Annotated in this window: 9 protein-coding genes, 2 tRNA genes and 1 pseudogene; 3 read left to right on the forward strand and 9 right to left on the reverse strand. The window is 49.1% G+C overall.

Annotated elements, in window-relative coordinates; genetic code table 11:
* The 4 genes and pseudogenes from J07HQW2_RS10825 to J07HQW2_RS10840 form a co-directional block, all read right to left on the reverse strand.
* A pseudogene (locus J07HQW2_RS10825) lies at positions 1-722 on the reverse strand (site-specific integrase); the annotation flags it as partial.
* Positions 723-875: 153 nt separating this feature from the next.
* Positions 876-947: transfer RNA gene (locus J07HQW2_RS10830), tRNA-Thr, on the reverse strand.
* A 250-nt stretch (positions 948-1,197) separates the two neighbouring features.
* Positions 1,198-1,788 (reverse strand): 2Fe-2S iron-sulfur cluster-binding protein, encoded by a 591-nt coding sequence (locus J07HQW2_RS10835; RefSeq protein WP_021055555.1) that lies wholly within the window; start codon positions 1,786-1,788, stop codon positions 1,198-1,200.
* A gap of 38 nt (positions 1,789-1,826) precedes the next feature.
* Positions 1,827-2,747 carry a decarboxylating 6-phosphogluconate dehydrogenase gene (locus tag J07HQW2_RS10840; RefSeq protein ID WP_021055556.1) on the reverse strand — a complete coding sequence of 307 codons (921 nt, stop codon included), beginning with the start codon at positions 2,745-2,747 and terminating at the stop codon, positions 1,827-1,829.
* Positions 2,748-2,903: 156 nt separating this feature from the next.
* On the opposite strand from J07HQW2_RS10840, the gene J07HQW2_RS10845 reads away from it, so the two are divergent.
* A tRNA-Gly gene (locus J07HQW2_RS10845) sits at positions 2,904-2,974 on the forward strand.
* A gap of 378 nt (positions 2,975-3,352) precedes the next feature.
* On the opposite strand, the gene J07HQW2_RS10850 is transcribed toward J07HQW2_RS10845, so the two are convergent.
* From J07HQW2_RS10850 to nrdR, 3 genes are all read right to left on the reverse strand, one after another.
* A complete protein-coding gene (locus tag J07HQW2_RS10850; protein ID WP_021055558.1) occupies positions 3,353-5,047 on the reverse strand; it encodes a ribonucleoside-diphosphate reductase subunit alpha in 1,695 nt (564 codons plus the stop codon).
* Positions 5,048-5,131: 84 nt separating this feature from the next.
* Positions 5,132-6,160 carry a ribonucleotide-diphosphate reductase subunit beta gene (locus J07HQW2_RS10855; protein ID WP_021055559.1) on the reverse strand — a complete coding sequence of 343 codons (1,029 nt, stop codon included), beginning with the start codon at positions 6,158-6,160 and terminating at the stop codon, positions 5,132-5,134.
* Between the two features lie 5 nt (positions 6,161-6,165).
* Entirely contained in the window at positions 6,166-6,681 is a 516-nt protein-coding gene (nrdR, locus tag J07HQW2_RS10860; RefSeq protein ID WP_021055560.1) for a transcriptional regulator NrdR, read from the reverse strand.
* A 470-nt stretch (positions 6,682-7,151) separates the two neighbouring features.
* Between nrdR and J07HQW2_RS10865 the strand changes: the two genes are divergently transcribed.
* Positions 7,152-8,234: an aldo/keto reductase gene (locus J07HQW2_RS10865; protein ID WP_021055561.1), complete on the forward strand. Its 1,083-nt coding sequence runs from the start codon at positions 7,152-7,154 to the stop codon at positions 8,232-8,234.
* A gap of 89 nt (positions 8,235-8,323) precedes the next feature.
* Here J07HQW2_RS10865 and J07HQW2_RS10870 read toward each other — a convergent pair whose 3' ends face one another.
* Positions 8,324-9,886, reverse strand: coding sequence for a heme-binding protein (locus J07HQW2_RS10870; protein WP_021055562.1), 1,563 nt, complete (start codon positions 9,884-9,886; stop codon positions 8,324-8,326).
* 161 nt (positions 9,887-10,047) lie between these two features.
* Positions 10,048-11,874: a site-2 protease family protein gene (locus J07HQW2_RS10875; protein ID WP_021055563.1), complete on the reverse strand. Its 1,827-nt coding sequence runs from the start codon at positions 11,872-11,874 to the stop codon at positions 10,048-10,050.
* A gap of 358 nt (positions 11,875-12,232) precedes the next feature.
* On the opposite strand from J07HQW2_RS10875, the gene J07HQW2_RS10880 reads away from it, so the two are divergent.
* The gene (locus J07HQW2_RS10880; protein WP_021055564.1) at positions 12,233-12,886 is read left to right on the forward strand and encodes a potassium channel family protein; all 654 of its coding nucleotides are present in this window, start codon (positions 12,233-12,235) and stop codon (positions 12,884-12,886) included.
* Positions 12,887-13,426 lie beyond the last annotated feature (540 nt).

Consider the following 13,426-nt stretch of genomic DNA (forward strand, 5'->3'; position numbering starts at 1 on the left):
GATACCGCGATGATCGAGGGTTCCTTCCAAGAGTTAGCCTGTTCGAATTGCTCAGGACCGACCTCGGATTTAGGAATACCAAGTCGTTGGGAGACGAATATCTTCAGACGGTCACGCTCTTGTGATGACATGTCGCTGTGGTAACTTTTGATCGAGTTGTATTCCAGTGCCGCTTGATAAAGTGGCTTGAACGCGGTTCGACGAAGGTAGTCTCGTTCGTCGCCAATCGCTTGACTCAGCTCAGGTCTGTGCTCCCAGTCGTGATCGGTTCCGTGAATATGGTTCTGGTACTTGAATAGCCGCTGAACAGCTTTCCCGTAGTGAAGCACACTGGAATCAGCCATCTCGTCTGAGCGATTCAGGAGTCGGATGAAGCGATCAGCGTGATCCGGTGTGAAATCCGTCGTGTAGGCGTCTTCGTCTTCCCAGAGCCATCGAAAGACGATCTCAAGCTTGTAGTGTGTCGACTGGAGGGTACTCTCTGCGAAGCCCTGACCTTTCTCTGGATGCTTCCCGTATGTAGCGAGCCAGGAGAGAACCTCCTTCTTGAAATCGTGGTAATCGTCGACCATATTGAGCCCGTAGGCTTCGAGATCTTCTCGTGAGCGTCCACTAACGAGTGGGAAATCAAACTCTACAGACTCCGGAGCCGGCGGAAGTCCCTCGCGCGGAGTGCCATCCCCGGCGGGGAGGTTGTCAAGCGGATCGGGCTGGTTAGTCATCTCTGTACACCACATTTATCTGTGTGCCATGACACTTTCTCGAATCGCAAGACGGCACGGCTTTCGGGCTGTAGTCTTTTCGGGTGTCCTTAGACATCATTGGTCTCTCTTGAGAAGGTCAAAATCAGGACAGAGAGACGCTAAGACCGCTGAAGCCTGAGGCGGGATTTGAACCCGCGCTCTCGTCCTTACCAAGGACGCGCTTTACCGCTAAGCTACCCAGGCACACGCGTAGTTAGCGCAGATTTGGTTTTACACGTTTCGATTCGTCGTCTCCTCATTTGAGTCTACTCTCAGGGTGACACGCTGTCGGCAGTCAAAACAGATTATCAAATACCAATGTTATCGATTTACAGTCAATCTAAGGGTTCAGATCGGATATCTCAGAATTATTACTCGATAAATGATACATCTCCCCGGTAAACAGAAAAATCAAACCAACTAAAAACCGCAACGAAAATCCCGGTAACGTAACTTACGGAGCTTCGCCAGTCTCGATAGTAAAGTCGTCTATCGGGTATGCAACACAGGTCAGTGTGTATCCTTCATCTAGTTCTCCATCATCTAGCATTTGCTGATTATCATGTTCGACGTAATCCTCGGAGTTTCCATCAGAAGTAATCTGACCAGCACAGGAGACACATTGTCCCTGTCGACAGGCGTACGGCAGATCCCAGCCGCTATTTTCCCCGGCTTCAAGCACCGTCTGATTACTTGCAACTTCGATCGTCGATCCCTGTTTTCCAAACTCAACTTCAAAGTACTCAGCTTCCTCATCAGGAATATCAGCTGGAATTTGCTCGCTTTCATCAACCTCTGTATCGGTATCTTTAATTTCGGCACCTCCACCAGTGACTGACCCAGCAGGAATTGCTCCCCCGCCAATTGATCGATTCATTGGCTCAGGGAACTCTGTCTCTGGGAGCGTGCTTGCGCGCTTTTCAAGCACCTCCTGAGAAATATCCGCGGTCGGTGTCCATCCGGTCCCACGGGCGTAATGAAGCGACACCGCAAGCAGAGTAAGGGTAGCTCCAATACCCACTCCGAGGAAATTAATATCGACCATAAGTCGGCGTATGGAGCCAGGAGTTAAGGAAATTGTGATTATTCTTCGCGACGGGCAACGTCATGCCGACCAAATCCGTATCGTAGACGGTTTGCTACACGGCGTGAGAAACGCCCCTCTGGGTCACCTGTCTCTCCAGTCGCCCGACTCCCGAATCGCTCAGACAATGCTTGATAGATGAGTGGGACGGGAACTTCTTGTTCGAGTGCTTCTTGTACCGTCCAGGTTCCTGTCGAGCCACCAGCAATATAATCGGCCACATTACCAAGATCAACGCCTTCGACGCGGAATGCCTCTTCACACAGCTCAAGCAACCATGACCGGATCACAGCACCGTTATTCCATGTACGTGCAACAGCCTCAAGATCAAGATCATATCGCCCATTCGCTAGCAGTTCGAATCCCTCGCCGTATGTCTGCATTAACGCATACTCAATACCGTTATGAACCATCTTTACATAATGTCCAGACCCGACAGGACCCATTCTATCATGCCCATCTGGTCCGGTAGCGATTGCATCAAAAGCCGGTGTCAACTCGTCATACGCCCATTGTTTCCCCCCAATCATCAATGAAAAGCCGAGTTCAGCGCCTGCGGGACCACCGGAGGTGCCACAATCGAGATAGGTTGCATCACTCGCTTCTGCACGTCGGATTGATTTCTCGAAATATGAGTTCCCACCGTCGACGACAATGTCTGTCTGTGTAAGTGATGGCTCTAATTCTTCGAGTGTTGCATCAACAGCCTCACCAGCGGGCACCATTAACCAGAGTCGTTTTTTCTCCCCAAGCGTGTCGAGCAGTGTCTCGAGACTACTCGCCGGTGTTGCGCCCGCATCAGCGGCTGTTGCAACAGCTTCTGCATCAAGATCAAACGCAACAATATCATGTCCTGCAGCGACTAATCGATCAACCACAATCTGTCCCATCCGACCCAGTCCGACGACACCAAGTTGCATACTGTCGAATCAGCTCCCAGATTAAGTAGTGGTTGTGATTATCATCGCAATTATACTGACATTATAATAGTCGCTATGCGTATCTGAACGCCCTCTAATCGTCACAATTAATATCGCCGTTTCGGAATGATGTATGTAGAGCAGCCTTGACACTTCGCGCCAGTGGTCCAGTGGTAGGACAGTGGCTTCCCAAGCCACTAGCCCGGGTTCGATTCTCGGCTGGCGCAATGTATTTTCGGCTGTCTTGCGATTGTAGTCTGTGACAACACCACATGACGCTACAACGAAGCTATCGGGATGAATACGAACTGCAGATCCCGACACTGTCAATCGATTACGACTATTGGATGACTACCGAATTCGAATGAACGACGTGGGATAGCGAACAGGATAATCGCGATCTTGAAGATCGTCGAGAACTGCTGAATCATGAATATACCGAGACGCCCGTCTTGACCTCTAAAAACACAGTCAATTGTCTCGATACTGATACTCGTACGTCTGAGTCAATCTCACGCGAACTTGTCAGCAGAAAATAAAATAAAATATATGTCGTGTATGCAATTCTCGTGAACGAAGCCACAACGGCGTCGTGAACGCGGGAGTTAGCTTTCGCAGGCCTTACAATCGAGAATGTCCTGGCTGAACTGCTGCGCTGCATTCACGCTATGCTGATAATAGAGACTCTTTACACCTTTCTTCCATGCTTCGATATAGAGTTTATTTATTTCTTTGACACTCACTTCATCGGGATTGATGGAGACATTGATACTCTGAGATTGATCGATGTGATCTTGTCGCTGTGCAGCCTGATTGATGATTGCCATCTGTGGAATCTCAGAGAAGGTCTTGAATACGTCTTTTTCCTCGTCAGTAAGACAATCGAGATGTTGCACACTTCCGTCTTTCCTGCCGATACTGTCCCACGTATCTCTCGTATCCGCACCACGCTCTTTGAGGATCGCTTCGAGGAATCGGTTTTTCTGTGTTGATTTGAGTTTCGCGCCGTCTCGGACGAAATAATTCGACTTCAGCGGCTCAATCGATGGGCTCACTTGTCCTAAAATGACACTGCTGGACTTTGTCGGGGCAACGCTCATTGTCGTTGCATTTCGTCTCCCGTATCCCTCGAGGACCTCTGGTTCGCCGAATTCATCGGCAAGCTTCTCACTTGCCTCGTAGCTCCGCTCTTTGATTGTCCGGAATATTTTCTCGTTCTCCTGCATCGCGTCCATACTGTCGAACGGAATCATCTTACTCTGAAGATAACTGTGCCAGCCTAAGACACCGATCCCAATGGCTCTATGTCGCTTTGCGAATCGCACTGCGCGATCCATGAACTGCACGCCCTCTGCCTCTTCGATGAACTCTTCCATCACAGCATCCAGGAATCTGGTCAATGTTTCGACGGCGTCTGTATCCTTCCACTGATCAAAATGGAGCGCGTTCATCGATGAGAGACAACAGACAAAGCTCTCATCTGCCGTTGCGGGAAGTGCGATTTCGGTACAGAGATTCGAGGCGTTGATCTGGTAGTCTTTGTCTTTGTACACCTCCGGCTTCCCGTCATTCATATTATCTCTAAAGATGATGTACGGAACGCCGATGTTGATCCGTGTTTCGACGATTTCTGCCCACGTCTCTCGTTTCTCCTCATCGCCATCGACCATTGCTTGGAACCAGTCATCACCGATGATGACGCCGTAGTAGATATCCTGTATTGGGTCGCCCTCAGTCTTGATGTTCAACCACTCATCGAGATCGTCGTGTTCGACATCGATGTATCCAGCAAATTGACCTCTTCGGGTCCCACCTTGACTGATGACAGTGATTTCGGTATCAAACAGTTCTGTGAAGCTATAACTTCCATTACTCTTTCCATTGTTCGTGATCGGAGCCCCTCTGGGTCGCAATTCACCGAAATAACCACTTGTCCCACCACCTAGTTTTGTCATCTCGCCAACTTCGGCTTGAGTGTACAGAATATTCTCGGTATTATCCTCCATGTGGCTACCGAAACAGCTGATCGGGAGTCCGCGATTGAGACCGAAATTTGCCCATACTGGGCTTGCAAGCGAGTAGAAGCCCTTGCTCATGTACTCGTAGAATCTGTCTGCAAATCCGTCTTCTTCAAGAATTTCCTCAGCACGTTCTGCAATCTCTCTGACCCGTTCTTTCGCGCTGACGCCCTCGAGCAAGTATCCCTCGTTGAGGAATTCCTTACTATCTTCGTTGAGCCAGTACCATGGTTGTTCGTGCTGTTCTCTGACGGTTGCAAGTTCTGATTGTATCTGTGACATAGTTGTGGTGTATCGTCTATTGTAATTACTTATGCGGACTGTTGTTCGATGAGCAGACGCGGACGGTATGTTGCTGGTATCTACTCAGAACATATCATCTGCGGTGACCGACTGCGTGTGTTTGTTATAGGTAGTTGACCGCTTCGAGAAGAAGTCATTATCCTTGGTCATCATGATATCCTCGTCGAACCAGCGTGTCTCGGAAACTACGTCCTCATCAGGCTCAAACACTGGGTCGACGCCTGCATTCTCGAGGCTCTGATTGAACCGGTCTTTGAGGAACGCATCGACGTGCTCTCGTGGAAGGAAGTCAAGTTCACCATCCTCAAGAATCCAGTCGAGAATCTCTGACTCGGCTTCGTATGCCTGGTGGCATGCCTCTTGGATCTCTTCGGTGAAGTCGTCGTCAAAGAGATCTGGGTTTTCCTCTCGGATGGTCTCGACGAGTTCCTGTCCGAAGAGACCGTGGATCTGTTCTTCTTTAGAGGTTGCTTCGACTGCGTTTGCAATTCCCTTGAACTTCTTTTCATGCTTGTCGAAGCTTGTCATGATCAGGAACTGACTAAATAGAGAGACGTGCTCGACGAACGTCGAAAACAGCAGGATGCCCATAACGCTCTCCTTTTTATTATCGCTGCTGCCCATCTTGAGATAGTCATCGAGATACTCGATCCGTTTTTGAATTGCTGGGACTTCCGTTATCTGTTCGAATTCGTCTTCGATACCCAACACATCCAGGAGATGGCTGTATGCATCCATATGCCGCACTTCTGATTCCGCAAAGGTCATTCCAACATTTCCGACCTCGGCTTTTGGCATGTCGTCATAGATATCACTCCAGAAGGTCTTGACTTGGACTTCAATCTGTGCAATCGCCAGCATCGTCCGCTTGATTGCTGTTTGTTCTGCTGGAGTGGTGTTCACGCGGTAATCCTGAATGTCACCATCGAAATTGAATTCCTCATGAACCCAGTAGCTGTTTCGGATTGCATCGACGTAATCGAGGAAGTCAGTGTATTCGTACGGTTTAAGATGCGTTCGAGCACTGAATATGTCTGATTGTTTATCTGTGCTGCTGTCTACGCTGGCTTGAGTTGAATCGTGTGTGTTCATCGGTCTTATCGATTATTTGCTTCGGAAGTGTGTGCTTGATCTGTGTCTGACTCTGAACTGGAAAGGGCTTCATCAGCGAGTATGTCGTCGAGTACGTCGACGAACTCTGCTGGATCGGAATACCCTCTGTATACCGACACAAATCTCACGAATGCCACTTGATCGATTTCGCGGAGTCGCTCGGCAACGGCGGCTCCAATCGTCTTTGACCCGATTATCTGCTCGTCTCGGGCTTTCATCTCGGCTGTAATCTCGTCGGTTATCTCTGTGATCTGTCCAGACGATATAGGTCGTTTCTCGACGGCTAACTCGATGCCGTCGTGGATTTTCTGTTTATCGTATAATTCGGTCGTTTCATCACTCTTTTTAACGCGGAGTTGATCCCAGTCTTTTCGTTCATACGTGGTATATCTGAACTGACACTGATTACACTCGCGTCGGCGTCGAACTGCTTCACCACCCTCGGTGGTTCTAGTGTCGACGATTGATGTCCTGTCGTGGCTGCAGTCTGGACATTTCATGTGTTTGTGATGACTATTCCATGCTTACGCTACTGTATGTGGGCATTATTTACCCACCATGCAATATGTAGTGTCATGATAGGCATCTAAATCTTTTGGAGTGAGTTTTTTGAATCATGACGGCCTTAGCGAGTTTCAAAATGCAGTGTCGTGAGACATCATGATATGCGAGATAGACGGGAGTGCATCAGCAAATAGTCGACAAAACCCAAGTATTCAATCGATCAGGAGTACACCACAGTCCGGATCTAAAACGGCAACTGCGTTTGCCCGAATTGACGAGATCTTCCAAGTCACTAACCCGAACTCAATCCTCGGCTGGCGCATTTTTCGCCTGATCGCTACATTAATCAGTATTTTCACCGAGTGTATCAGTTTGGAATAGAGATCATATGATGAGTATATTCCTTCGCCCGCTCGTGTGTGCAGAATACAAGAATATCTAAATAAGTTGCACCCATTCATCAGATATGCATTATCAAACACTGGGAAATTCCGGTGTTAAGGTTAGTGAAGTCGGATTCGGTGCATGGGTCGTCGGAACCGACTGGTGGGGTGACCGCACCCGTAGTGACTCAATCGAATTATTACATCACGCTGTTGATGAAGGTATCACCTACTTTGACACAGGTGATGTCTACGGTCACGGCGACAGTGAATCAATCCTTGGTGAAGCACTACAACCACATCGAGATGACGTCACTGTTGCAACAAAAATTGGCTATGATTTCTATAATAACCCACAGGCAGGTCACGGCGAATTACCAAAGAAAATAACCGGTGAGTGGGTGCGAAAAGCAACCCGTCGCAGTCTTGACCGACTTGACATGGCGTATGTCGACGTACTGCAATTACATAATGCAGATGTCGATGAAGTCGATGCAGATGTGCTTGAGGCGTTGGATGAACTCCGCGAGGAAGGACTTGTCAATGCGATTGGGTGGGCACTTGGTCCGTCAATCGGATGGCTTGCCGAAGGCGACTTAGCGATTACCGAAGAGTTTGATTCAGTCCAACTTGTCTGGAATCTCTTTGAACCGGATGTCGGCGATCACTTTCTTGAGACCATTGCAGAGACCGACTCATCGACTAGTCTTATCCCGCGTGTCCCCCACTCCTCAGGGCTTCTCAATGAGCAAGTAACGCCCGATACAGGGTATGATCTTGATGATCACCGTGGATTCCGACCTGATGCATGGTATGAAACCGGCTGGGAGAAAATTGATCAACTTCGATTCCTCGAGCGTGATGATGAACGAACAATGGGTCAGGCTGCAATTGCATATCTTCTGAGCCATGACCCAGTCGCAAGCGTAACACCGACCTTCCACACCCGCGATGACATCTCCGCGTGGGCGACTGCCTCTGATGTTCCAAAACTTTCGGAGAGAGAACTCTCAAAAGTATCATCACTGCATGCAGATAACTTTGGGATTGATCGCGATGATGGAATGAATCAACTTCGCTCGTCTGTTGATGGCGAGGATATCCGTGCTGCTGGAATTGATAAACGGGCAACAAGTGGTCCGCGAAATACAGCATCATCAGATTAATCGTCTAATCTGTCTGATAATATCTGAAGATGTTAATTCGGATGAGCCAATTAACTCAAATCAAATTAATTTGTTCAACTCAGCTCAACTCAGGCTAAGAACACGTGTCGTGGGCGCTCTGCAAGCACGTCGCGTCCCCATTCGACGGTATCACCGAATTCATCAGACCGGAAGAACGCCATTGCATCCTCGCGAGCGTCCCATTGACTGGAAATGAACATATCATTCTCATCCTCAAGATTAATCATTAAATCCGTCTGTTGATGACCGTCCATTTCGGTGAGGATTCCCCCAACATCATCAAAGGTATCATTGAATTCACGCCGATAATCCGGCTTAACTGTATAAAACATTCCCATCGTCCCAAAGCCTGATTCTTCGCCTGCTCGTGAAACGACGTCAGGTAACTCCGAGAGGAATCCAGCTGCTGTCTCTGCGGCTGACTGTGTTTCCCAAATACTTACAACGCCACTGCGATGACGGTTACGAGCCTCATAGACCGCCGTTTTCACATGTGTCCCGTAATGATCGAAATTCTTTCTGAGTCCATCGACCTCTGACAATAGATCATCGGTCTCAGCCTCTGAATACAGCACGGTCGCATAAACATCTTCACCGTGTGGTTGCCCTGCGTAGATATCGTATTCTGCTAGTTGCTCACGGATTTCGCCATCTTCCGTATTGGATTGCTCAGTATTTACGCTGGTAGATCTGGATCCGTCGTGGTCTACATTTTCTGCCCCGTGCGCTGATGCACCAGCGGCTCCGGGGGATTCTCCATGAGACCCACGACCACCGCCTCCATGTGGGGAATCTCCCTGGGCGTGTCCCTGTGCCTCACCATGTGCTGCTGGTGCCTCGGCACCCTGTTTGACTGTCGGAACTGCCTCTCCATCAAGAAGTGCTCCGAGGTCAGCCGGTGGGAAGCGCTGTCCAATGTAAAAGTCCCCAAATTCGCCGTATTTCGCAGACACCTCATCGAACCGCATCTCATAGACAACATCTTTGATATCCGTTGGATCATCGGCAAACAGCGTCACTGCCCATTCATACTCATCAAAGCCAACTGAGGACGCAATTACCTGCTCAATCTTCCCTGCATATTCCTTTCCAGTTTCGGCGTGAGCCTCCATCATCTCTGCTCGCTCATCAACTGAGAGATCATACCAATTGTACTCCTCACCTCGACGCTTCGACATCGGGTAAAAACCAGCATAATCCTTATTAGGAATCTCAGGCGTCAACTTGCCTTCCATGTACTGCCGTAGTCCCTCATCTGCATCTTCTGGATTCTCGAAGTATTCAGGTGTCGTGTATCCTGATATCTCCGTGACAGAGACATACGATGTCGGTTGTGTGGTAAAGCCGGCAAATGTTGTCTGCTCAAACTGCCGTTCAGCCTGTGAGAGTGCATCAAGCGTTGGTCGGAAATGCGTAATCAGAATATCAGCTTTGTGTCCGACTACAGAGAACACTGCTGAGGAACCCTCTTCGGCGTCAGCGATTGCCTCATGTTTCCGAAGATACTCAACACCATCACCGATTGCGGCCTCCTGTGTGTGTGCTGGTGCTTCACGCCACGCATCCCAATCAACGGTACGAAAATCATGTAGGACGAACCAGCCCTCGTCAGTCGGTGGGACCTCTGGCATATCTACATATTAAATCGCCATCTGTATGTGCGTTGCGAGTCAGTCATATTAGATTATCAATTATCATCTGCCGTTCACTGCTTATATCACAAAATCGAGCTGAAAAGCGCTATCATCAGGTATTGAGTAAAGTGAGCGAGACGCGAGGAAAGGAAAGAACATTATCCACTGAGTACTGACGGACCGAACACCAATAGTAACAGTGACATGAGCATAATTATACCAACGCTTGTTGTGATTGTTCGGACCACCCGACGTTTTCCATTAGCCGGGAGCGGTAATCGTGACACAATCGCCTCAGCACTTGTTCGCAGAATCCGTCCTCCATCAAGCGGGTGTCCGGGAATGAAATTGAATATCCCTAATTGAAGATTGATCCATGCCGTCCAAAAGGCAAGATTCGCAATGAGGAATACTCCACTCCCAAGTGGCTCAAGCGGACCAGAGATCGTATAGAAGTTATGCACCGCTCCGGTGAATCCCGGGAAGTTTGGAATGCCAAGAACGACCGATGCAAGCGGTAACACAAGCGAGACATACACCGCTCCAAGCGGGGAATCAGCAATTGTCCCGCTCAACCCGATTGAGCCAGGACCACCCTCTCCACCAAGCAACTCAAGATATGTTCCCGCAGGATATGATTGCGCACCAAAGTCTGTCAATAATAATCCGCTAGTCCCCGGGAAGATGTTCACACCTAAGAATCCAGTTCCATCCTGTGGATTCTCACCCAGACGGACTGTATACTCTTGTACCTCCCCTGATACAACAGCCTCAACGACGACTTCTTGACCTGGCTGAGTTGTATCCAATGCCTCTGTCAATTCATTCGAAGAAACAATACGTTGACCGTCAATCGCGGTCACAATCACTCCAGGATCGCTTGGAACGCCAGCCTGAGCTAGTGGTCCATCAGACGCAATTCGTGTCAGATATGCCCCAGCTGGTATTGTCGTTGTCCCACGTGTTGTGGTTAATTCAACAAAGCGATCTGTCCCAACCGCATCTACAAATCCTGCTTGCGTATAGACTGCTTTTCCATTTACAGCGTCAACGCCAATCGGGTCACCCTCGGTATCGATATTGATATCAGCGGGATTCCCTCCTACCGACCCAGCAACAATCAATGCTCGTTCAACGGTGACTGTCTGTGACTCCCGTCCAGCTACACTCGCACCATCATTTATCTTGACGGTGACCTCTTGTTGAGTTGTCTCCGCTAGCACTCCATTGAGTTCACCCTCATTATCGATTGTCGTTCCGGCAACGGTTGTAATCCGGTCACCTTGTTCAATTCCTGCTGTGGCGGCTGGTGATTCATCATACGCTCCAGAAACAGCCAATCCTGGTGCAACGGCAATACTTCCGATAATCGGACCAAATAAAACCGCAAACGCAATGATCGTAATCGCGAAATTGTTCGTGACCCCTGCTGCGAACATTCGTGTTTTTCCTCCTCGACTCGCAATTTGTTCACTCTCTTCATCAGGCTCGACGAAAGCGCCAAGCGGTATGATTGTTAGTAGGAACACCCCCATCGATTCGATTTCAATCCCCTCAACGCGACAGAGAATTCCATGACCTCCCTCATGGACAATAAGCCCAACAAGCAATCCAAAAATAATCTCTGGAGCAACGGATAATGGTAAAAAGTCGTTCACACCTGGGATCACAAGGAAGTTCTCTGGCTGATTCACCGCCGATGGTGCCGGCGGATTCTGTAAAATTGAAATTCCCTGTATGAGTAAAAACGCGAACATCCCCGTCATAATTACGAGTGCCGTGCCAACACCGAAGTTTGTCCATGCCCGCCAGAACCGCTTCGGTTGTGCAATCCACTCAATGAAATCTCGCCCGCGCTGGGTGTGAATTGTAGTGAACGGTCCTTGCACTTTAATGAACTCTGGCACCAGTCCACGCTGAGAGAGAAAGAGTGTGCCTGCTGAGTATGCAGCAAGACCAACAAGCACCCATAGAAGCGTGTTCATCAGAATAAAGAAGGCGTGCTGTGGGGAAATGCGTTCGGGTTAGCCCCGCTAGATGCCCTGTTCGCCTGCGTCGTGATGCGTAATATTACACAAGCATGAGGAAAGATCTGGACCTCAGATCGGGATGATATCGACACTTAATCCGACAATTATCAGATTACGTTGCTAGGTCCTGCTGGAAACGTTTAATTAATTGTACATTCCAGAAGCCGTGCTCAACACAGCGCATATCAAGCATGCCTAATTACATCTTATTGATTTGATTTATGTCACTAAAATGAGACATAATAGTAGATCGAACGAGCGTAACATCCGTCTGAGTACTGGGGTTTATCAATATTCGTCATCTCCATTATCCATGGTTGATGGCAGTCAAATTATAATTGCTGGAGGTGGGCGAGTGGGGTTTCGAGTGGCTGAGTTCTTTGCACAACGTGGACGCGAAGTAACGATTATTGAAAGAGATCCAGATCGCTCGCATAAACAGGACTCTGATAATATCGAGATTGTGGCAGGCGATGCGACGAGCCCACCTGTGCTGTCAAATGCACTGACCGATGATACGGCTGTTATCGGTGCGCTGACCAACAGTGATAGTACGAATCTTGCAGTGTGCTTGGCTGCAAGAACGTTCCAATCAAACATTCGAACAGTCGCTCGGATTACCAATGCCGATAGCGACGAATACGAACAGCTCGTTGATGAAGTTGTGTTCCCAGAACGTGCAAGCGTTAAAACTGCAGTGAACGCACTCAGCGGCAGCGATGTCCGAACGTTTGAGGACGTTACTGGTGAGATGGAAGTGTTTGATATCCGTGTTGCCTCTGATTCACAGGTAGCAGGACAGGCTCTCAATGAGGTTGAGCTTCCAGAAGGAAGTCTCGTGATTTCAGGCGCTGGGGGAGAGCAGACCGCTACTTCTGATACGCAACTTGAAGCCGGTGAACGATATATTGTCGCAGCCGATGCGGATGCCTCCGATATCGTTATCTCTGCGTTCCGGGGTGAGTGAAGTTACGACATTCACCTGTGAGTCTTGAAAGCTGATCAAACCGGAAAAATAAATAGAAATATACTCATTGTATTGTATTGAGCATAGCCGCTTACTTAGCAGTTGACATCCTTTCCGCCCGTCAGCGAAGATTCCTCGCAGAGGAATTCACGGTTGCGCGTCTCCTCGGTTCTCACAGACGCTGTCGCTGTCGCGTGGACCGTCGAAGGAAGCCACCCACTTATAAGAGTCAAGGAGAATACCCGCGGCTTCAGCCGCAGGACAGGCTGAATCCGACAACTCGGAGGTAATCTACCCGGCGATAGTTGCGGTGAGATTGACAATCCGCAACTGAAAGTGACAGGCAACAGTACATACCGATAGGAATCGGGCTCAGAACAGAGTGATTTCCGCCAGTCCTCCGATGGCGGCCTGCCCTGCCCCAAGCAATGAGACAGTAATCGGACCCAGTCTGGTGAACGGTCGGTTCCGAGAATGAACCGATGCAGTGCCTGACTGCTGTAAGCACCATAGAAAGTAACTCCAAGTCTGTCGAAGTCT

Origin of the sequence: Haloquadratum walsbyi J07HQW2 (assembly GCF_000415985.1) — an archaeon.
In the GTDB taxonomy this organism is placed as follows: domain Archaea; phylum Halobacteriota; class Halobacteria; order Halobacteriales; family Haloferacaceae; genus Haloquadratum; species Haloquadratum walsbyi_B.